Raw genomic sequence first — 20,420 nt, forward strand, 5'->3', positions numbered from 1 at the left:
CATTATGCTGGCTGAATATCTTGCTGAAAAGGTGGCAAAGATGAAAGAATTGCTTTGCCATAACGCTGGGTAACAATTCGACGATCAAGCAAAGTAATAATGCCTTGATCAGTTTCATGCCTCAATAATCGACCACAAGCTTGAACCAGTTTCGTTGCAGCATCAGGTACCGTTACCTGCATAAAAGGATTACCACCTTGTTGTTCAATCCACTCTGCTAGCCCAGCTTCAACAGGGTTATCTGGAGCAGCAAACGGTATTTTGGCAATAATTACATGCTCGCAATACACACCTGGTAAATCAATTCCTTCCGCAAAAGAAGCTAAACCAAAAATCACACTCGCTTTACGTTGATCAATACGTTTTTTATGTCGCAAAATGATTTCCTGTTTACTCAAATCACCTTGCATCAGAATCTTATCCTGCCAAGCCCCAGTCATTTCTGTATAAACATCTTCCATTTGCCGGCGTGAGGCAAACAAAACTAAGGCACCTAACTGAACTCCAAGTAACTCAGGTAAATAATCAACAATAAATGCAGTGTGTAATTCAGTATCTTTAGGCGTACATGGCATCGAAGGCACTACGAACCGTGCAGCAGCCTGATAAGGCAATGGACTTGGAACAACTACAAAATGAGTAGTATCAGTTACGCCCGCACGCATTTTAAAGCGCTCAAACTGACCCAATGCTGTCAAAGTAGCAGAGGTAACCACAGCACCAAAACAGCGATTCCACAAGTTTTGGCGTAATGTTTTAGCCGCAAGAATAGGACTACAGGATAACTCCAAATCCGTTTGCCCCCCTTGTCCATGCCAGGTTACCCAGCGAGCATTAGGTGGAGCTTCAGCGTCATCTTCAACACTGTATACGGTCCATAAATCAAAATTATCCTCAACCCTTAACAATAATATGCCCGCTAAGGCATACCAACTCTCTAGCTCATGCTGAGGAATAATATAGTTTTTTTGATCAAGTAACTGCTTAATCTGCTCACTCACACGCCCCCAAATATCAACTAAAAGGGCAAATTGCGCCTTAATGATACCTGCACTTTCGCGCAATGCTTCTGGTAACACACCATGTGCAAAACGATATTGAGGTTTAGCCTGTTCATCTTTACTCGGCAAAAGAGGCATTATTTGTTGCTGCCAAATCAATAAATCCTGCCTTAACTGCTCACAGGCTTGTTCTACCCGTGGGATAAACTTCTCAGCACTGGCACGCTCAATGACTTCATTATCACGCATTTGAAGTAGTGTTTTGGGTAGTTGTTCTAACCAGGAACGTGTACTATGAATCCGTGAGTTGTGGTTGAAATGGTTAAGTGCTTTATCTGGTAAGTGATGACCTTCATCAAACACATAAAGTGTCTTACTTGGCGCAGGCAAAACAGCTCCCCCTCCTAAAGCCAAATCAGCCAAAACCATATCGTGGTTAGTGACAATAACATCGGCCTCACCCAGTTGCTCTCTTGCTTTAAAAAATGCGCACTGATGAAAATAAGTACAACGACGGTTACTACACTGCACATGATCAGTCGCCACTAATTGCCAAGTTTTATCCGCAATAACGTCAGACCAACTATCACGATCGCCATCCCAACGGCTACTGGCAAACTTATCCAACATGGTTTGGTAAATCTGTCTGTCATAAGGCTGATCAGTATTCAGTAATCCTGCAGCAACAAATAGATCTTGTGTAACGAGTGTCGAAGCACCATCATGTAAGATATTATCAAGCTTACTTAAACACACATAACGGCCTCGCCCTTTGGCTAAAGCAAAGCTAAACGATAAACTACTATTTTGCCTGAGTTCAGGCAGATCCTTGAATAAAATTTGCTCCTGTAACGCCACCGTTGCAGTCGCAATCACCAACTGTTTTTCATATGACTGGGCAATTGGAATCATTGCTAACGCGTAGGCTACGGTCTTTCCAGTTCCTGTTCCCGCTTCAACAACACAGACTGCGGGATCACCAATACGCAGCCCCTCCTCATCCTCTTTAATTGAGCCCATCGTTTTAGCGATTTCTGCAATCATCAGCTTCTGGCCATATCTCGGCTTTAGCTGCTTGCTATTTAAAAATGCACGATAAGCATCTTGAATCACTTTTTTTAATGATGAACTCAGCATACGACCCTCATAAATTGCCAGCTTTATGATAAGACAATTTTGAGTAATTTGCTCACCAGATATTCACTCAACGACTATCAGTCTAACAACATACAAAAAAGCCTTACTGACAACAGTAAGGCTTATGAACGATAAAGCTTAAAATTTTACATCAGGCCAATAAATACACTAATAGAAAACATACTTACCAGCCGTTTGTTAAGGCTACAACAATATACCCTCACTCAGCAATACAACATGTGCTGACTATAAAGATCATTAGTTGCTGCAACGGCGCCACACCAAGCTATATTCGTGAGTTAGCTTACCTTCAATGCTGTCTACACCCAGCACACCACCTGCATCATTTGCAGCCATACGTGTTTTGGCTAACTGTAGTTTGGTTTGAAGTACAACAGGAGCAGTTGCGCCACAGGCTGACCATACAAAAGCTTCAAGATCCAGACTATCTGATACCAAAATATCTTCACTCACTGGTCCACGAGTTGATTGTACAAACCCAGCTTCTAAGCGCTCACCTTGGAAACGATATTTAGTTTTAAACTTACCAATAATCCCTCGGTCAAGGTCTGCATAACCACGGTAGTTTACATCAGCAATTGTGTACGAATAACCAGAAGGCACATGCAAGTTAACACGAAGATCACAGTTTTTACGCTTATCAGCCCGACTAAAGTCAGGACCAATACCTGCAATATATTCGTCAAATGACACACCAAAGTTAAGTCCAGTATCAGCCACAGAGATGCCAACAGACCCCTGAGGGCAGCCACTGCCACCATAAGTGATGTCTTTTACATAAACCTGACCATGAGGAGGTGTTACAGGATCCGTCTGTGCTTGTGCGATTGAAGTGGATAATGCAACTGCAACGAAAAGAGATGAAGTCCCCAGGACTTTCAAGCCTGTTTTTTTAATCATGTTATAATCCTCACCTATCCATGTGGATGAGTTTTTATATAATTCAATACTTTTTATTATCTGCACTAGCCTAGCTCGTTCTTGATAACATATTTCACATAAAACAGCACCAATGAGCAAAAATATATGCACCTAACATACACAATATTCGTTGAAAAACAAAAGAAAAAACCCCAAAATTAAAATCATAGGAAAATAAGCATAAATAAAAAGTCTCAAGACTTAATGGTGAACAAAACCCTTTGCTATTTAGCCTAAGCCTTATTAACGAAGCTCCCTTTCATTCCTTTTTTTCAGTTAATGCAGACATAAACTGTGTTAAACAAGTTACTAAATATTTTTAAGTAATTGTTAACGCGCAGTCAATCTAACACACTGTACAAAAAATACAACAATTGTTTATCAGTAACAAAACCCTTAATTTAGCATAATTTTATTAAGCACAAACAAATTAAAGGCCTTGCTTAGATACTTACAAATAGTGAAATTTTGGTAAAAGATTAACCTTCACATTTTTTCCACAAAAGGCCATACTCATGAGTTAATTTACCTTCAACACTATCAACCCCTATCGTCCCCCCAGACTCTGGTGGCGTAAAGCGGGCTTTTTTGAGCTTCATTTTTGTCTGCAAGACTAAAGGCGCTGTTGCACCACAGCTAGACCACACAAATGACTCAAGGTCCAGGCTATCAGTATAGGTGAAATCTTCTTCTATAGGCCCACGCATATTTTTGACAAACCCAGCATCAAGCGCTTCTCCCTGGAAATGATATGTTGATGACATAGAGGCAAAGATTCCCCTATCCATTTCAGCATATCCACGATAGGTTAGGTCTGCGACAGTATAAGCATAGCCAGGAGGTACTTTTAAATTAACACGTAGATCACAGCTTTTCCTTTGGTCTGCGCGACCAAATCCATCACCAATTCCAGCAATATATTGGTCAAAAGAAACACCAAAGTTTAAGCCATTCGTTGCGATCGATATACCTACACTATCTTGTGGGCATCCACTTCCCCCGTACACGATGTTTTCAATATACACACTACCTTCTGGCGGCTGATCTGGATCCACAGCTAATACCGTGTTTCCAATCAATAACGAACTTATAGCACAGCATACAACTACAGAAGTTTTGTTGAAAATCTTTTTCATATTTATGTCCTTTTAACGATTCTCTTCATCCAGAAGCATGACAAACTATATTACTCCCTTAATTAACTGCTTTGCCATGTAAAGCTTCCTATTACACTGCTTACGAATCACTTTTATAAGCCCCCACTTTTAAACATTTGGCTAGCAATACAAAAACTCTTCGCAACAGGTATACACATCTCCAGCATTTTTTTAAGTGAATGACATCATGCCTGCTATGCATAACGTGATAAATAAAAACCCATCAGATTCTAGGTATTCCTTTAACTAAGCCTGCGCTCATCAATTGTTCTACCAATTTACGATAGGTATATTTCACTTAAATATTATTCACAGCAATAGTAAATAAAGTGCGAAAGACATGTTATATGTAGTTTATATTTAAACTAACTTGCCGCAATTTATCATAGAATTTTTAAAAAACAATAATTTTATGCTCTTCTGCTCACCCTCCGTAAATACAACAGACTAAAAATTGCATTTTTTTCTTCATAGGGAATCTCAGCAGTGAAAGTCATTGCACACAAGAGAAATATGTTTAGATAATCTATATCCGTACAAAAAACATTATTACCCATGCCCTAAAGATAAAAAATCTTGGACATTTAAGTTACTCAAGAGTATAAACATATAACTAAACAAGATGATATTGTTAGCTTGATATGTCACTATCTACAAATGCTCCATGCCCCTGTCACAGTGGACACACATACCAGGATTGTTGCCTGCGGTTTCTGAACAATGAACAACGTCCCGAAACAGCTGAACAGTTAATGAGGTCCCGTTATACGGCTTATCAGCAACAGCGTGTTGATTATTTGGTCAATACTACCCACCCAGACCAACAACCTTTTCTTAAACAACATGAAATACAACAGTGGGCACAACAAACGGATTGGACTGGGTTAGAAATTATTCACTGCTTATTTGGCCACCCTACACATCCCTATGGTGAAGTAGAATTTATTGCTCACTACCGGCTAAAATCTTCACAGCAGTCAGACCAATTACATGAAAATTCAACATTCTGCAGAATTAATCAAAAGTGGTATTATATCGACCCACATACTGTGCCATCGATCAAGGTAAAAAAACTATCACGTAACGATATTTGCCTTTGTGGCAGTGGAAAAAAATACAAGAAGTGTTGTATGCGCAGCTAAACGCTACTGTAGTTACTAAAGAGCAACTCTAAATAGACATACCCACTTTACGAACTAACTCCATTAATCGCTGACAAAAGCTCACTTCAAAATCGCACCAAGCCAATACACGGACCTGTGTACCTGCGACAACACTCAATGCCGGCAGGTCAATGACACACGAAAATGGACCATGAGCAAAGTCAGTAGAAACTAAATTATTATCATCCACTCGCATAATCCCTCTTAACAGTCCATTGGCAGCCTTTACAAAAAGACTGCCAACCTCTTCTGCTGTTGTATTACAACTCACTTCAAAAGTACCTTCCACATATGAGGCACCATACAGTGGTAAGTGAATAATATTACAGTTCAATCGATTTGCCAGCTCAGGAAAAATGAGCTTAGTATGTATTTTCTCAAGCCGCTGAGGAATGATTGCATTGCCAGGATGCCGGAAACGACAAGCAATGGGATCATAGTCTTGTGAAGAAGGGATTAAAGGTTTAGCAACAGAAACAGCTCCATGAGATACCCCTAACCCATCGTGTAATACTTTCAAAATAGGTGCAAATGATTGTGTCAACCAATGCCCTGTAGCCACCAAGTGATGTGCTGAAGCATTATATAAATAGTCGTTAACCCCCATCACAATATTCAGTACATTATGATGCATCGCCCCAGCAATAACGACTTTTCGCACACCTTTTGAAAGCAATTGTTTTATGGATGATATATCATTTGTACTTTCATCACACACGATGACAACATCAACCTGAAACCCTCGCCAATCTACATCCAGAATTGAAGTGTGGCGCGTAAATCCAAGACACTGGTCGTCAATGCTTAATTCAATGTTATCTGTAACGTGTATATCTTTCCAGGAAACATTTGAGTCTTCATGAGCTAATAAATGAGCAGCAAGCGAAGGCTCCATACTACTGTCATTTATATGAACAAAATCCAGTTCTGGCCAGCTCCAGGCAGCACGTAAGGCAGTACGCCCCATGCGACCAAATCCGTGTAATCCGACACGTACTGTCACACTAAATTCTCCAATTTACTGTCCAATCAGCTGGCTGTCTTTTCATCATTACCCAAATAATTTGATACAAACGCTAAGCGTAACGCTGACGACCAAGTAGAGCAATCTTTAATTGCTCCCTAACATCTAATAGATTTACCCAAAAATACATACTTAACTAAAACAGGTAAACTGTCGCAGAAATGCATTTTCAAATAGTAAAAAATTAGAAAATTATAATTGTTATTTTCTATGTATTGGCCACATTTTACCCACAAGTAAGTAAAAGTACTTATAGTGGTTTACCTATATTGGTCATTATAGTCGTGCTCTTTCTAAAAAAAGGGCCTCGTCTTGCAGTTTTCTGAGTAACTTCAACTCAGAAAATATTTGTTTTTGCTGATAATTTGCACCAACAACGCAAGCCAAGATAACTACAACGCGATGAGGTAAACATGTCAATACTAAAAAAACTGTCCTTTGGAGTGATAGGTGCCAGCCTAGCGGTAACCTGCCTAACCAGCACCTCGGCTTTTGCCAAGCAAGAGTTCATTACAATTGGTACAGGGGGAGTAACAGGTGTTTACTACCCAACCGGTGGTGCTATTTGTAAATTAGTGAATAAAGGTCGTAAAAAACACGGAATTCGCTGCTCAGTAGAGAGTACAGGAGGCTCAATCTATAACTTGAATACTATGCGAGCAGGTGAGCTAGACTTTGGTGTCGTCCAATCAGATTGGCAATACCATGCCTATAATGGTAGCAGCGAATTTAAAGCTCAGGGTCCTTACAAAGACTTACGCGCTGTCTTTTCTTTACACGTTGAAGCATTCACTGTTGTAGCTCGTAAAGACGCAGGCATCAAGACATTTAAAGACCTAAAAGGCAAGCGAGTGAATATTGGTAACCCAGGATCTGGTCAACGTGCCAACATGGAGTTACTAATGGAAAAGTATGGTTGGACTAAAAAAGATTTCAAACTCGCGTCTGAGTTAAAGTCTGCAGAACAGGCTGGTGCTCTGTGTGATAACAAAATTGATGCCTTTGTGTTTGTTGCTGGTCACCCAAGTGGCTCAATCAAAGAAGCAACAACGGCATGTGAAACTATGGTTGTTCCTGTAACGGGTCCAGTCATCGACAAGCTGTTAGCTGATAACAGCTACTATGCAAAAAGCGTCATTCCTGCAGGATTATACCAAGGGAACGACAAGGACATTCCAACGTTTGGTGTTGCAGCAACAATTGTCTCTTCAACCAAAACCAGTCCTGAAATTATTTATCAACTTACAAAAGCGGTATTTGAAGGATTTGATGACTTCAAAAGGCTTCATCAGGCTTTTTCTAGTCTGACGAAAGAAAGTATGGCTAAAAATGGACTTTCCGCACCCTTACACGAGGGCGCAGCTAAATACTTCAAAGAAGTGGGCTTGATCAAATAATCTTGCTCTCCCTTCTCGAGCCGGGGATAAGACTACAATAACTATTAAACTCCCCGGCCAAGCGCCAGACATATTTTCCGCTTTCGTAATGACAGGCTAGTAATTATGACAAATACGAAAGAATCCAGTCAGACGCTTGATGCCAATCTAGAGCAAATGGTCGCAGAAGCTGACAGTGGTGCTCGAGTCCCTCAAAATTGGACGGGATCACTACTGTTTTTAGTGCCAATCTGTTGGTCATTATTTCAGCTCTGGATTGCATCTCCCATTCCCTATTACTTAGGGTTTGGTGTTTTTGATGCGTCTGAAGCAAGAGCTATTCATTTATGTTTTGCTCTGTTCTTAGCTTTCACTGCCTACCCGGCATTTAAGCGCTCTCCACGCTTTTATATTCCGTGGACAGACTGGTTATTTGCAATTTTGGGAACTGCCAGTGCGTTTTACCTGGTGCACTTCAAAGATGAACTTGCGTCACGTGCAGGTGCACCCATAACTGCTGACATAGTTATGGCAGGCATTGGCATGTTACTGCTGCTTGAAGCTACACGTCGTGCATTAGGCCCCCCACTGATGGTGGTTGCCAGTGTCTTTTTAGTTTATGTTTTTGCTGGGCCTTACATGCCGGATGTTATCGCCCATAAAGGTGCAAGCTTAAATAAAGCACTTTCACACTTCTGGATTACAACAGAAGGTGTTTTTGGGGTCGCACTAGGTGTAGCAACAAACTTCGTCTTTTTGTTTGTACTCTTTGGCGCCCTACTCGACCGAGCTGGTGCAGGAAATTATTTCATTCAAGTAGCTTTCTCACTATTAGGCCACTTACGTGGAGGCCCTGCTAAAGCAGCTGTCGTTTCTTCTGGATTAAGCGGTATTATCTCTGGCTCATCCATTGCTAATGTGGTGACAACGGGTACTTTTACGATTCCTCTGATGAAACGGGTTGGCTTTCCAGCCAGTAAAGCAGGTGCAATTGAGGTAGCAGCATCCACCAATGGTCAGCTTACCCCACCTATCATGGGGGCAGCGGCTTTTCTTATGGTGGAATATGTGGGTATTTCCTATATTGAAGTCATCACGCATGCCATCCTACCAGCTGCGATTTCATATGTTGCCTTGTTCTATATTGTGCACCTTGAAGCAATAAAAGCAGGTATGGAAGGTTTGCCTAGACGCCACCCTTCAAACTTTGTCCGTTCATTGCTCTCATTTACAGGCTCATTTTTGCTGCTATGTATAATGAGTGCTGCAGTTTACTTTGGCATTGGCTGGGTAAAAGATGTACTGGGTGACTATGCTATTTGGACTGTTGGTACAGCTGTATGTGCTGGCTATATTGCACTTGTCGCCTATTCAGCAAAATACCCTGAGCTGGCAATAGATGATCCCAATGCACCATTAGTTAGCATGCCTGAAGTCGGTCCCACTGTAAAAAGTGGCCTGTACTTTTTACTCCCTATTGTTGTATTAGTCTGGTGTCTTACTGTTGAACGCTTTTCACCTGGCTTGTCTGCATTTTGGGCAACGGTATTTATGATTGTCATTGCAGCAACGCATAAGCCCCTCAAAGCTGCATTCAGAAAACAAGCTGACTTGCACAAACCATTGGTTGAAGGTTTTCATGACCTTTTCCATGGCACAGCCAATGGTGCACGCAACATGATTGGTATTGGTGTAGCCACTGCCGCAGCAGGTATTGTGGTAGGTGCGGTTACCCTAACAGGCATTGGCTTGGTCATGACTGAATTTGTCGAGTTTATTTCTGGCGGTAGTATTCTGCTGATCCTGATATTTACTGCGATCATCAGTCTCATTCTTGGCATGGGCTTACCCACAACAGCCAACTATATTGTGGTATCAACACTGATGGCACCGGTTATTGTGACACTTGGCGCACAAAATGGGCTTATCGTTCCCCTGATTGCCGTGCACTTATTTGTGTTTTACTTTGGTATTTTGGCTGATGATACTCCACCCGTGGGATTAGCGGCTTTTGCTGCAGCCGCCATTGCACAAAGTGATCCCATTCGAACAGGTATCCAAGGGTTTATCTACGATATTCGTACAGCCATTTTGCCTTTCATGTTTATCTTTAATACGCAACTATTGCTGATTGGAATTGATAGTCCACTTGAACTCATCATCACGGTAGTTGGCGCCTTAATGGCAATGTTAATTTTCGCCGCAGCAACCCAAGGATACTGGCTGATAAAATCACGCTGGTATGAAACCTTAGGACTGCTTCTTGTTGCATTCACTTTATTCAGACCAGGATTCTGGTGGGACGAGTTCTACCCTCCATTCCTACATACTTCTGCAACCGAAATTACGACTGTTGCAGCAGAACAACCCGAAAATAACCAACTACGAATGCGGGTAGCAGGCGAAACCTTTGATGGCGATGTGGTAGAAAAAACAGTTCTGCTGCCTCTCGGTGAAAAGGCTGATGGCGCAAATCGACTTGCTCATGCGGGTATTGAAGTTGTCACCAATGACAATAAAGTGATTGTCGATAATGTTGAGTTTGATAGCCCTGCAGCTAAAGCAGGCATCGATTTTGACTGGGAAATCTTATACATAGAGTTACCCAACAACCGACCTGCTAAAGAGTGGATGTACATACCAGCACTACTCTTACTAGCGATTATCTTTGGACTACAAAAAAGAAGACGAAGAGTATCACTTACCAAGGTAACTACTTAAATAAAATTTAACTACGACTGCCGTTTATCCGAAACCGAATCCGCTGTTCTACGTATTGATTATTAACAGCAAGTCACCTACTCTCGAAGAGCGAGATGAATTTCAGGACTAGGGCAAACGGCCCATGCCACTGCGGCATTCTCTCAATGGATGAGACTGCTTCAGTGGTTTTTTTTTATTACTGAAATGACAACGTCCATAAAAATGATCAGCCATATTTAGACGTAAACCAGATATAATAGAACCAAGTACTCGGCTTGCACACATTGCTGTTTTATAGGTCGCCCAATGTACCAAAAAATACTGCTCCCTCTTAATATGAATGAAACTGCCCTGGTAAAAAAAGCACTCAAGGCAGCCATTACTGAAGCTAAAGCTCATAATGCTACCCTTCACCTCTTTAGCTCGATACCTGGTTTTAATATGCCTATGGTATCAAGCTACTTTCCTAAAGATGTTATGCTCAAGGCCTTAACTGAACTCAAGCAGAAGTTAAAGGGCTATGCAAAAGCAAACATCCCTGAAGATATTAATGTCACATTTGGCGTTGGCGAGGGCAGTGCTCATAAACAGATTCTTAAAGAAATTGAAAAGGAGAACATCGACCTCGTTGTAATTTCCAGTCATAGTGGTCGAAAGGTAGGTCAGTTCTTCTTAGGATCTGTCGCATCCAAAGTTGTTGAGCATGCCAAAACTAACGTAATGGTGATCAAAGAATAATCATTGTTTTACAAGGTGATGTCATGTACGAACACTTAAAAGGAATGGGTATAACCCAGTATGACCGAATTGAAAAATATTCGCTGCGCTCAGAAGCTGATTATGACACGCTAAAAATCTACTATAAAAAAGAGAGAGGTGCTCTTTTTGCGCGTAGTGAAAAGTTTAAATATCCTCGGCAAAAGAAAACAGTTCTTGTAGATAGTGGTACTCACAAGTATAAGAATGTCACTGAAATTTCGCCTATTTTACGTCAAGTGGTTGAAGAACTGGACCAAATTACCAACCAGGAAAAGGATATGAAGGATTTAAAAAAGAAAATTCTTGATGACCTTCGTCACTTGGAAAAAGTAGTTGCCCATAAAATTTCAGAAATCGAAAATGACTTGAACAGACTATAGCGCCTTAACGATTGGAATAAACTTAGTTGCTATAAATGCTGTTCTTGTGTTCACCTACAAAGTGAGTCTATTTATGTATACCCATAATAAAGGGTTTTTAGGCACAGCCGTCAAGAAATGAAACCCCAGGAGCTTATATTCAGTGACTGGGGTGAAGAATGCTGACAACAAAGCCTAAAAATGATTTGTGAAGGGTATATTGCTTTTGGTATAGCACTTAATAGACTCACTGCTCCCCCTCTAATCATAACTCTGCTTTTCATAACCAAGGCGCAGTCTTGCCAGCCACAAACTACCAATAGCAAATATCAACATGTATTCTTAAAAAAGAACTAACTGCTCACCACAGTCCATGTGTCGATCTCTAAGTCCAACGCCAATACCAATTAATCGTACCGTTTTACCTTCACCACGCTTAAAAGCATGCTCTGCTAGTGTTTGAAATGTCGCCAATGACAATTGTGATGAGTCCTGACCAATCCAACGCTCTTCATATGTTGTTTGAGTAAAGTCACTAAACTTAAGTTTAATAAAGCGCTTATTCATCTCATAGCCTTCATCTAGGCTTCGATCTAACCGTTCACACAGCGCTTCGAATAAGTTAGACATTGACTGTTGTACCGCTGGCAAATCAGGTAAATCCTGACTAAATGTGTGCTCAACACTCAACGATTTACGTCGACGAAAAGGCTGTACAGGTCGTTGATCCTCCCCCCGAGCTAACAAATAAAGACGTTCACCAAAGACACCAAAATATTGTTTTAGCTTTGCGCTGTTTATCTGTTGTAAGTCTTCACACGAAGTAACCCCCAACTGATGCATTTTTTTGGCAGTAACCTTTCCTACGCCAGGCAACTTGGAAACAGGTAATTTTAAGACAAAATCATTAACTTGTTCTGGGGAAAGGACAAACAAACCATCAGGCTTTTGCCAGTCACTGGCAATTTTAGCTAAGAACTTATTGGGTGCGACACCTGCTGACACAGTAATATGTTCATTTTCCCACACCTTTTGACGGATAGCCTGCGCCATCAATGTTGCACTACCCCTACATTGTGAACTTGATGTCACATCTAAATAGGCTTCGTCGAGCGAGAGTGGTTCGACTTTATCAGTATATTCAAAAAAAATAGTCCTAAGTTGTTGAGAGACCTGTTGATAAAGTGACATTCTGGGTTTTAGAATGACCAATCCTGGACAGAGTTGCAACGCTTTGGCTGATGCCATGGCTGAGTGAACGCCAAATTGGCGTGCTTCATAATTACACGTTGCAATGACACCCCGTCGCTCAGGGGAACCACCAACAGCAACTGGACGCCCTGCTAATTTCGGATTTTCCCTTATCTCTACTGCCGCAAAAAAACAATCTGCATCTATATGGATTATTTTGCGGTCTTGAGATTCAAGCATAGGTTTCAGCCTCAATAATCAACAGCATATTTATCACACTAATGTCTACTCAACTCCTTATTAATTTTATTGTATACCTAAAACCAGTGTTTGCAGCCTTCCACTGTCATACCACAGTTAACTTTAAGCCAATAATCAACACACAAAACACCCTATAAAATCTTCTAAAAAAGGATACATTTATGCGCACTTTTAATACATAATTACCGTGATTTTTTATAAGGGAAAACCGTGGTCTCAAAATCGCCACACGAGGTCTTGGAATGCAAAAGTACTATAAAATAGTTATCGCCGATGATCACCCTTTATTTCGAACTGCACTTCGCCAAGCAGTTACTACTGGTGTCAGCAATACCGATCTGATTGAGGCAGAAAGCATTGATAATCTGCAACACATACTCGAACAACAACCTCAGATAGATTTAATCCTATTAGATTTATTCATGCCTGGTGCTCATGGCTACTCAGGGCTGCTCTTTCTTCGAGGAAACTACTCACATATCCCTATTATTATTGTTTCTGCACTAGAAGAACCTCAAGTCATACAACAAACCATCACCTATGGGGCCTCTGGTTTTATACCTAAGTCGTCTTCCTTGAACACCATTTGTACCGCACTTCAAACTGTATTGAATGGCAGTATTTGGATTCCCGAGACAATCGACAAGCATCAGCAACTCATGAACGACCCGCACCAAGAAAAGCTAGCTGAACAAATAGCAACACTAACACCTCAACAATATAAAGTGCTCTCAATGTTGACTGAAGGTAAACAAAATAAGCAAATAGCCTTCGAGTTAAAATTATCTGAAGCGACTATAAAAGCACATGCAACAGCAATTTTCAAAAAATTGGGCGTACGTAATCGTACTCAAGCCGTTATTGCAATCAAGCAATTAAAACTCGAAAATCCAGCATTATTTAGCATCATGGGAAGTTAAGCCAAGTTTATTGTATAGAGGATTACCCATAATAATCTACAGGGATGCAGATTATTCAGCACCATAAATAAGACACATTGTTTCTATCTTGATCAGAAGAACAAACATGTTAAATACTTAAGTTTTACAACGACTCATAAAAATAATATACCTAATAGTACCAACCTGACTTTATGCCACAGGAGTTAAAGCAACTTAATAAATGCTAAGAGCCTTTTTTTCACTTAAAATGGCTCTTGCAAGGACCTCCATATACACTGGAATGCATGCTACAAAATACCGTATACGAAACAACTCAACAGTCTATCAATACAACTTTGCTAGCCCTCTGTTTAGTTATCCCTGTGCTAATCTTTTAGAAAGTCGATTGGTATGCCGTAATCAGTTAATCGTTATCCCTATAGCATACGTTTATTCAAGATTTTAAGTGATGCTGCTTTGCTGAACTATAACGATAACATAAGAAGTACTACTACAAATACCTGTACCCTATGAAGACACTTGAGGCTTTACTTCAATACAACAAGTCGATTAGAGCTATCGGTTACTACGATACGCCTTTCAATCATAATCAAGATAATAAAGTGAACATTAGTGGCATTGTTTGCTTAAATACACGTTTTGAAGGCATGTTATGGAGTGAAGTTACGTTAAATGGAATGGATGCTACCGAAATACTTGCTGAACAACTGGTCAACAGCCCGTTTTATCCTCATGTTAATGTCATTTTATTTGATGGCATTAGTATGGCAGGACTCAATATTATTGACTTACCCCTTTTAACAAAATGGCTAGCGCGTCCTTGTATCTCCGTCATGCGCGAATTGCCCAATATGAGAGCCATTCAAACCGCCTTAACGCATTTATCAGACACTCACCAACGTTTTGCGACTATGTGTAAAGCTGGCAATATACACAAAAGTGGTGACTTTTATTTTCATGTACAAGGTACTTCACCTGGTATTGCTGCAGCGACACTTCATCGGTTGTCTGAGCAAGGCAATATACCGGAGGTCTTAAGACTTGCTCAACTCATTGGCTCTGCAGTTAAAACTGGACATTCATCGACTACTAAGCATTTGCAACAGATGCCGTATACGACTGCACTGCTTCCATCGTTTGCTGATGACAGACTTGAAAAGCATTAAGTAGTGTCGTTAAATTTGGACTTTCCTCTTTAAGTTGACGCTCAATGCTCTCTGTCAGTCTATATAACCGTTGCGCTGAAATATTTGCAGCGACACCTTTTATACTATGTGCCAACGCCAGTGCTTCATTATAATTCTTTTGTTTTACCAAATTCTTCAACTGTGTAGGTGCTATAGAAAAATCTTCTGAAAATAGCTCAAGTAAAGAACAGTACATTGCGCAGTCTCCATCGAGTCTCGCCATGGCATCATCTATATTGAGTAATGCTAGAGACGGTTGCACTAAACTTCTCAACGCCTTGTTTTCGACTGATACAAGCTGAAGATGTTCTTTTCTTGGTAAAATATCTTTACGCTCGTTCAAAATCTCCTGGTTTTCCTCATTTAATGTATATTTTGTAGCCTTAATCCCATCAGGATAATGAAGCTCGGAAAATGCCTTTTCCCTAGAATCTGTAGTAGTCAACCAATGTAATAAACATCGATATAACACCTCTTTTTGAATAGGTTTGGTCAAATAGTCATTCATCCCCATCGCCAAGCTTTTTTCCCGATCACCTTCCATAGCATTGGCAGTCATTGCAATAATAGGCAACGCATCTTTAGAAAAATGGTTCCTAATTTGTTGAGTCGCCTGGTAACCATCCATTACCGGCATTTGGATATCCATCAGTACAGCATCATAAAATTGCGTCTGCAGTTTTATGAATGCTTCTTCACCATTATCCACTGCATCTGTAATAATACCGACATTTCTAAGTAATTTTGAAGCCAATAGCTGGTTAACTTTATTATCCTCAACTAAAAGCACTCTTTTACCAAACAATCCATCATAGTTTTCTTTATCAGCATGAGGTAACTCTAAAAAATGTTCCAACTGTAAAGCATGGATAAGTGCTTTCAATAAGGCTATAGACGAGAATGGTTTCGGTAAACAACTGCAATTTAATGCTGTTTGTTTTTGTCCAATGTATTCAATACGCTCATATACAGACATAATAATGATGGGTTTATTAAATTCCGGTAACCGCTCTTTTAAAGCATGCAAAAAATCCACCCCATTCATTTCAGGCATTCCCCAGTCAACTAATAAAACATCTATGTCAGTATGCTCATTAGTTAGCCGATCCAAAGCCGCTAACCCCGACGAGTCGTAATATGAATGCACACCAAAGTGCTTAAGTATATCAATCACAACTTCAGCAAAATTGGGATCATCATCCAGAATAAGTACCTTACAACCTTTAACCAATCCAACCATGTGATAAAACGCGGTATCACATGGCGACTCAACAAGTTCAAAAGGTAACCGGACAATAAAAGTACTGCCTTTACCTAATTGGCTTTTTACCTCTACTTCACCTCCCATTAGCTCTGTTAACTGCTTACAAATCGTAAGCCCTAACCCCGTTCCACCATAATTTCGAGTTGTAGAGTTATCACCTTGATTAAAAGCTTCAAACAACCGTTGCTGATGTTCTTCACTAATACCAATACCTGTATCCTTTATCTCAAACTGAAGCCACGCAATTTGGTTGCTGTCTCCTTCAAACTTTAAGCATTTAACAAGAACCAATATTTGTCCATTTTCAGTAAATTTAATCGCATTACTGGTTAAATTAATCAGTATTTGCGAAAGTCGTAGAGGATCACCACGTAACCATTTATCCAAATGGGTTGCATTATGTACAACCATTTCAATTTTCTTTGACGCAGAAATATCTGAAAACATACCACACAAAACATCGAGGCGCTCATTCAAATCAAATGCGACTTGCTCAATATTAAGTTTTCCGGCCTCAATTTTAGAAAAGTCCAAAATATCATTAATCAACATTAATAACGCATCAGAAGCCGTTCTTATTCTTTCCAGATAATCTCGAAGCTTAATATCTGAAGCTAACGGTAGCGCCAACCCTGTAAACCCTATGATGGCATTCATTGGTGTCCGAATCTCATGGCTCATATTAGCCATAAATTCACTCTTCGCTTGTGCAGCCCGCTTAGCTAGCAGCGTTTGCTTCTGCAACCCCTTATTTTTAGAGTAAATAATCGTTATGATCGAAATAAAAATAGCCAAAAAAAACAGCATAAATGTTATAACTTCATGTCGCTGGTTGTTATAAATTTCTTTTTCATGGTAAGCAATCCTATCCAGAAGCGACTTAAAAGACTTATTCGTCATTAGGCGATCTAAAAAACGATCGGCTGTAACACCATTTTTAGAGATAAAACGCGCGTATTGTAAAAAAACAGTGAGTGATCGTTGCCATGCAGTGAATTTTTCTTCCCTCGAAATTGCCTCTAAGAACGCAATCTTTCTATCTATAGCCTGCTTGATATTCATTTGATGCTCAAGCTGATAAACGAGCATTAATCCTTCAATCTCTGATGCATGAATTGAAAGCTCATAATTTTTTCTTAAATACTGCTGATTGAGTTGATGAATTTGCAAGGTAGCATGGGTAAGTTCATCAACCAACGACAAATAAGCAGCAAAATCTTCACTTAATGCCGAAAGTGACGACGATAACTGTTTAAACTGTAGCCTTGAATCATCTGCAAAATAAAAACTCGCTGGAGCAGCCCGCAAATAACTACGCAACCTTTTGTTAAAATCTTCCAATGATAGGCTGTATGTGACTTTATGACTAAAATTTGAAGACCGAATTAATACAATTTGTGTAGTCAACTCAGCAATATTACGCTCAAGACCTAGAAGTTCTTCAATTTGTTTATTATGCCAGTGAGAGCTTTTGTGGCTATAAATATGAAAACCTGTAGCAACCAAAGTTACAATTAACAAGCTTGCGTACAGCAATTTCATTGTACCTTCCATGGGACATAACCTATGAGGTCTTTCTCTCTTTCCTTTTTCTTTACCCGAGAGTATAGAAGTCCCCTTGTTCTCTTGCCATCAACCTTAATCGTTCAGATTATATTGTGTTCAAAGTTGACATGCTTATATAAGATATAAGACAAAATGAATAAAAAAGGTTGACGGTAGTTTTTTTCTACCTATAATACGCAACTCAATTTGGTGCGGGGTGGAGCAGCATGGTAGCTCGTCGGGCTCATAACCCGAAGGTCGTTGGTTCAAATCCAGCCCCCGCTACCAACATTAACTATCTGTTTAACACTTTATAAATAGTGTTTTTTTAGTGCAAGCAGGGTAGTAACTTTGATGCGGGGTGGAGCAGCATGGTAGCTCGTCGGGCTCATAACCCGAAGGTCGTTGGTTCAAATCCAGCCCCCGCTACCAACATTAACTATCTACTTAGTACTTTATAAATAGTGTTTTTTTCGTGTAAACAGGGTAGTAACTTTGATGCGGGGTGGAGCAGCATGGTAGCTCGTCGGGCTCATAACCCGAAGGTCGTTGGTTCAAATCCAGCCCCCGCTACCAACTTTACGTTATAAATCTTCTCACTCTATTTTAATCTCCACTAACGTTAAAATAATACTTTTGCACTCTCCATAAGCTATTCAGATTTTTCCTATTTTTTCCAAACTGATTTTAATAGACCTAATAAAGCTATTGTTAATCAATAGGTTAAATCTATGCTAATGCTTGACTTTTAACACACAACTCCATTGAATCAAGGTTTCTTGATGTGTATCAGCCAGCACTTTAGCCCTTAACGCTTACTATTGCGCTGGTTAATAACTCACCAAAACTCTGTACTTTACGCTTATTCATAAGTGAATTATTTTTAGGGGCTGTCACATGCATGTGCTCCATACCTACTTTCTTGCCTTTAGATAGTGGGAAACACCTATAACAAATATGTTGTACACCGACTACCCACCTAAAAATTCTTCACAAGAATTGCCTGAAGTACCGATATACTGAGACTAAACAACTGGAGTAGCCTATGTCGGCAACATCAAACCCACTGCTTACTCCCTGGCGTATCTGGAGCAGACTTGCCCTTTGGCAACAAATAGTGACAGGTATGGCATTAGGGATTGTAGTTGGCATCACACTAGGCCCCTCAGCTACTGTGCTGAAACCCATTGGTACCTTGTTTGTTAACGCGATCAAAATGCTCATCGTGCCATTGGTATTTTGCTCTTTAATTGTTGGTGTTACTTCTATTAAAGATTCGCAAAAAATGGGCCGCATTGGCATTAAAGCTGTTGCTTTCTACCTTATTAGCACAGCCATTGCCATTTCATTAGGTCTATTGATTGGCACCTTGTTTGAGCCTGGTGCAGGTATGGATCTTGTGGCTAAAGAGCAGGCTGCCACTCAAGATGCCCCCTCCTTTATCAATACCCTCGTCAGCATGGTGCCACAAAATCCTGTCGCGGCTCTCGCCTCTGGTAAAATCCTTCAAATCATTGTTTTTGCCGCTGCTTTAGGTGTTGCTCTGAACTTAATTGGCGAAAAAAGCCAACCTGCAGTTGCTGTATTTACCAGTCTTGCCGAAGCAATGTACAAGCTCACAAGTCTGGTCATGAAATTGGCTCCCTACGGTGTTTTTGCACTGATGGCATCAATCGCTGGCAGTTATGGCCTAGCGGTATTAGAAAAGCTAATGATTGTCATTGTTGCCGTCTATATTGGCTGTGCTTTGCACATTTATGGTTGTTATGGCCTCTTTATCAGCCTTATCGGTCGTTTAAATCCAGGGCACTTTTTTAAGAAAATCATCGATGCACAATCCATTGCATTTACCAGCTCCAGTAGCTCAGGAACGCTTCCCGTCAGCTTACGCTGCAGTGAAGAAAAGCTAGGAGTACCCAAATCAATCTCCAGCTTTGTACTACCGTTGGGGGCAACCATTAACATGGACGGTACAGCGCTCTACCAAGGTGTAACGGCTCTGTTTGTTGCTCAGGCTTTTGGTATTGACCTTAGCGTTGCAGACTACTTAACCATTATCACCACGGCAACCTTAGCTTCAATTGGTACAGCGGGTGTACCTGGTGCAGGTTTAATCATGCTCACACTGGTATTAACCACTGTCGGATTACCCGTTGAAGGGGTCGCACTCATTGCAGGTATTGACCGAATATTGGATATGGCCAGAACAATGGTTAATGTCAGTGGTGATCTTATGGTTACCATGCTGATTAGCAAAAGTGAGCAGGAACTAAACCTAGAAACCTATTTGAGTGAAAGCTCCGCCGCAAGTACATCAGAGAGTGATAGCGATCAGCCTAAAAATGAGCCTATCAATACTGAAAATACCCTACAGTAGACTTGTATAAATAACATTGGGTTGAAAGCATTTGCTTTCAACCATTTTTTACCTTTACCTTTTTTCAGTCTA

15 protein-coding genes and 3 tRNA genes are annotated in these 20,420 nt (G+C 40.4%); 11 read left to right on the forward strand and 7 right to left on the reverse strand.

Translation table 11 applies throughout. From position 1 onward, the window contains the following. Positions 1-2: 2 nt before the first annotated feature. The 3 genes from dinG to KCG35_RS07805 all read right to left on the reverse strand — a co-directional run bounded on the left by dinG (position 3) and on the right by KCG35_RS07805 (position 4,216). The gene (gene dinG, locus KCG35_RS07795) at positions 3-2,138 is read right to left on the reverse strand and encodes an ATP-dependent DNA helicase DinG (RefSeq protein WP_215819124.1); all 2,136 of its coding nucleotides are present in this window, start codon (positions 2,136-2,138) and stop codon (positions 3-5) included. Between the two features lie 258 nt (positions 2,139-2,396). Beyond that, complete coding sequence (locus KCG35_RS07800) at positions 2,397-3,059, reverse strand: DUF4360 domain-containing protein (protein ID WP_215819125.1); 663 nt, start codon at positions 3,057-3,059, stop codon at positions 2,397-2,399. A 500-nt stretch (positions 3,060-3,559) separates the two neighbouring features. Further along, positions 3,560-4,216, reverse strand: coding sequence for a DUF4360 domain-containing protein (locus tag KCG35_RS07805; RefSeq protein WP_215819126.1), 657 nt, complete (start codon positions 4,214-4,216; stop codon positions 3,560-3,562). Positions 4,217-4,878: 662 nt separating this feature from the next. Between KCG35_RS07805 and KCG35_RS07810 the strand changes: the two genes are divergently transcribed. After that, positions 4,879-5,379, forward strand: coding sequence for a YchJ family protein (locus KCG35_RS07810; RefSeq protein WP_215819127.1), 501 nt, complete (start codon positions 4,879-4,881; stop codon positions 5,377-5,379). A gap of 28 nt (positions 5,380-5,407) precedes the next feature. Here the strand turns inward: KCG35_RS07810 and KCG35_RS26915 are convergent, their stop codons facing one another. Continuing rightward, positions 5,408-6,403, reverse strand: coding sequence for a glyceraldehyde 3-phosphate dehydrogenase NAD-binding domain-containing protein (locus tag KCG35_RS26915; RefSeq protein WP_215819128.1), 996 nt, complete (start codon positions 6,401-6,403; stop codon positions 5,408-5,410). A 434-nt stretch (positions 6,404-6,837) separates the two neighbouring features. Here KCG35_RS26915 and KCG35_RS07820 point away from each other — a divergent pair, with 434 nt between their 5' ends. Together KCG35_RS07820 and KCG35_RS07825 are read left to right on the forward strand one after the other, a co-directional pair. After that, positions 6,838-7,821 (forward strand): TAXI family TRAP transporter solute-binding subunit, encoded by a 984-nt coding sequence (locus KCG35_RS07820; protein ID WP_215819129.1) that lies wholly within the window; start codon positions 6,838-6,840, stop codon positions 7,819-7,821. A gap of 105 nt (positions 7,822-7,926) precedes the next feature. Further along, positions 7,927-10,521 carry a TRAP transporter permease gene (locus tag KCG35_RS07825; protein ID WP_215819130.1) on the forward strand — a complete coding sequence of 865 codons (2,595 nt, stop codon included), beginning with the start codon at positions 7,927-7,929 and terminating at the stop codon, positions 10,519-10,521. Between the two features lie 108 nt (positions 10,522-10,629). On the opposite strand, the gene KCG35_RS07830 is transcribed toward KCG35_RS07825, so the two are convergent. Continuing rightward, the gene (locus KCG35_RS07830) at positions 10,630-10,818 is read right to left on the reverse strand and encodes a hypothetical protein (protein WP_215819131.1); all 189 of its coding nucleotides are present in this window, start codon (positions 10,816-10,818) and stop codon (positions 10,630-10,632) included. Between KCG35_RS07830 and KCG35_RS07835 the strand changes: the two genes are divergently transcribed. Next, positions 10,810-11,241 (forward strand): universal stress protein, encoded by a 432-nt coding sequence (locus KCG35_RS07835; RefSeq protein WP_215819132.1) that lies wholly within the window; start codon positions 10,810-10,812, stop codon positions 11,239-11,241. The two genes, KCG35_RS07830 and KCG35_RS07835, sit on opposite strands and share 9 nt — an antisense overlap. A 23-nt stretch (positions 11,242-11,264) precedes the next feature. Then, on the forward strand, positions 11,265-11,642 hold the full coding sequence (locus tag KCG35_RS07840) for a DUF3461 family protein (RefSeq protein WP_215819133.1): 378 nt from the start codon (positions 11,265-11,267) through the stop codon (positions 11,640-11,642). Positions 11,643-11,963: 321 nt separating this feature from the next. Here KCG35_RS07840 and dinB read toward each other — a convergent pair whose 3' ends face one another. After that, positions 11,964-13,052, reverse strand: coding sequence for a DNA polymerase IV (gene dinB, locus KCG35_RS07845; RefSeq protein ID WP_215819134.1), 1,089 nt, complete (start codon positions 13,050-13,052; stop codon positions 11,964-11,966). A 263-nt stretch (positions 13,053-13,315) separates the two neighbouring features. On the opposite strand from dinB, the gene KCG35_RS07850 reads away from it, so the two are divergent. Both KCG35_RS07850 and KCG35_RS07855 read left to right on the forward strand, forming a co-directional pair. Then, the gene (locus KCG35_RS07850) at positions 13,316-13,993 is read left to right on the forward strand and encodes a response regulator transcription factor (RefSeq protein ID WP_215819135.1); all 678 of its coding nucleotides are present in this window, start codon (positions 13,316-13,318) and stop codon (positions 13,991-13,993) included. Between the two features lie 491 nt (positions 13,994-14,484). Next, a complete protein-coding gene (locus KCG35_RS07855; protein ID WP_215819136.1) occupies positions 14,485-15,141 on the forward strand; it encodes an endonuclease dU in 657 nt (218 codons plus the stop codon). On the opposite strand, the gene KCG35_RS07860 is transcribed toward KCG35_RS07855, so the two are convergent. After that, positions 15,065-17,968 (reverse strand): hybrid sensor histidine kinase/response regulator, encoded by a 2,904-nt coding sequence (locus KCG35_RS07860; RefSeq protein WP_215819137.1) that lies wholly within the window; start codon positions 17,966-17,968, stop codon positions 15,065-15,067. The genes KCG35_RS07855 and KCG35_RS07860 overlap by 77 nt on opposite strands. A gap of 214 nt (positions 17,969-18,182) precedes the next feature. On the opposite strand from KCG35_RS07860, the gene KCG35_RS07865 reads away from it, so the two are divergent. The 4 genes from KCG35_RS07865 (at position 18,183) to KCG35_RS07880 (ending at position 20,348) form a co-directional block, all read left to right on the forward strand. Further along, positions 18,183-18,259 (forward strand) — tRNA-Met (locus tag KCG35_RS07865). Between the two features lie 67 nt (positions 18,260-18,326). After that, positions 18,327-18,403 (forward strand) — tRNA-Met (locus KCG35_RS07870). Positions 18,404-18,470: 67 nt separating this feature from the next. After that, positions 18,471-18,547: transfer RNA gene (locus KCG35_RS07875), tRNA-Met, on the forward strand. A 469-nt stretch (positions 18,548-19,016) separates the two neighbouring features. Next, positions 19,017-20,348, forward strand: coding sequence for a dicarboxylate/amino acid:cation symporter (locus tag KCG35_RS07880; protein ID WP_215819138.1), 1,332 nt, complete (start codon positions 19,017-19,019; stop codon positions 20,346-20,348). The last annotated feature ends 72 nt before the right edge of the window (positions 20,349-20,420 follow it).

The organism is Zooshikella harenae, from assembly GCF_018837975.1.
Lineage (GTDB): Bacteria > Pseudomonadota > Gammaproteobacteria > Pseudomonadales > Zooshikellaceae > Zooshikella > Zooshikella harenae.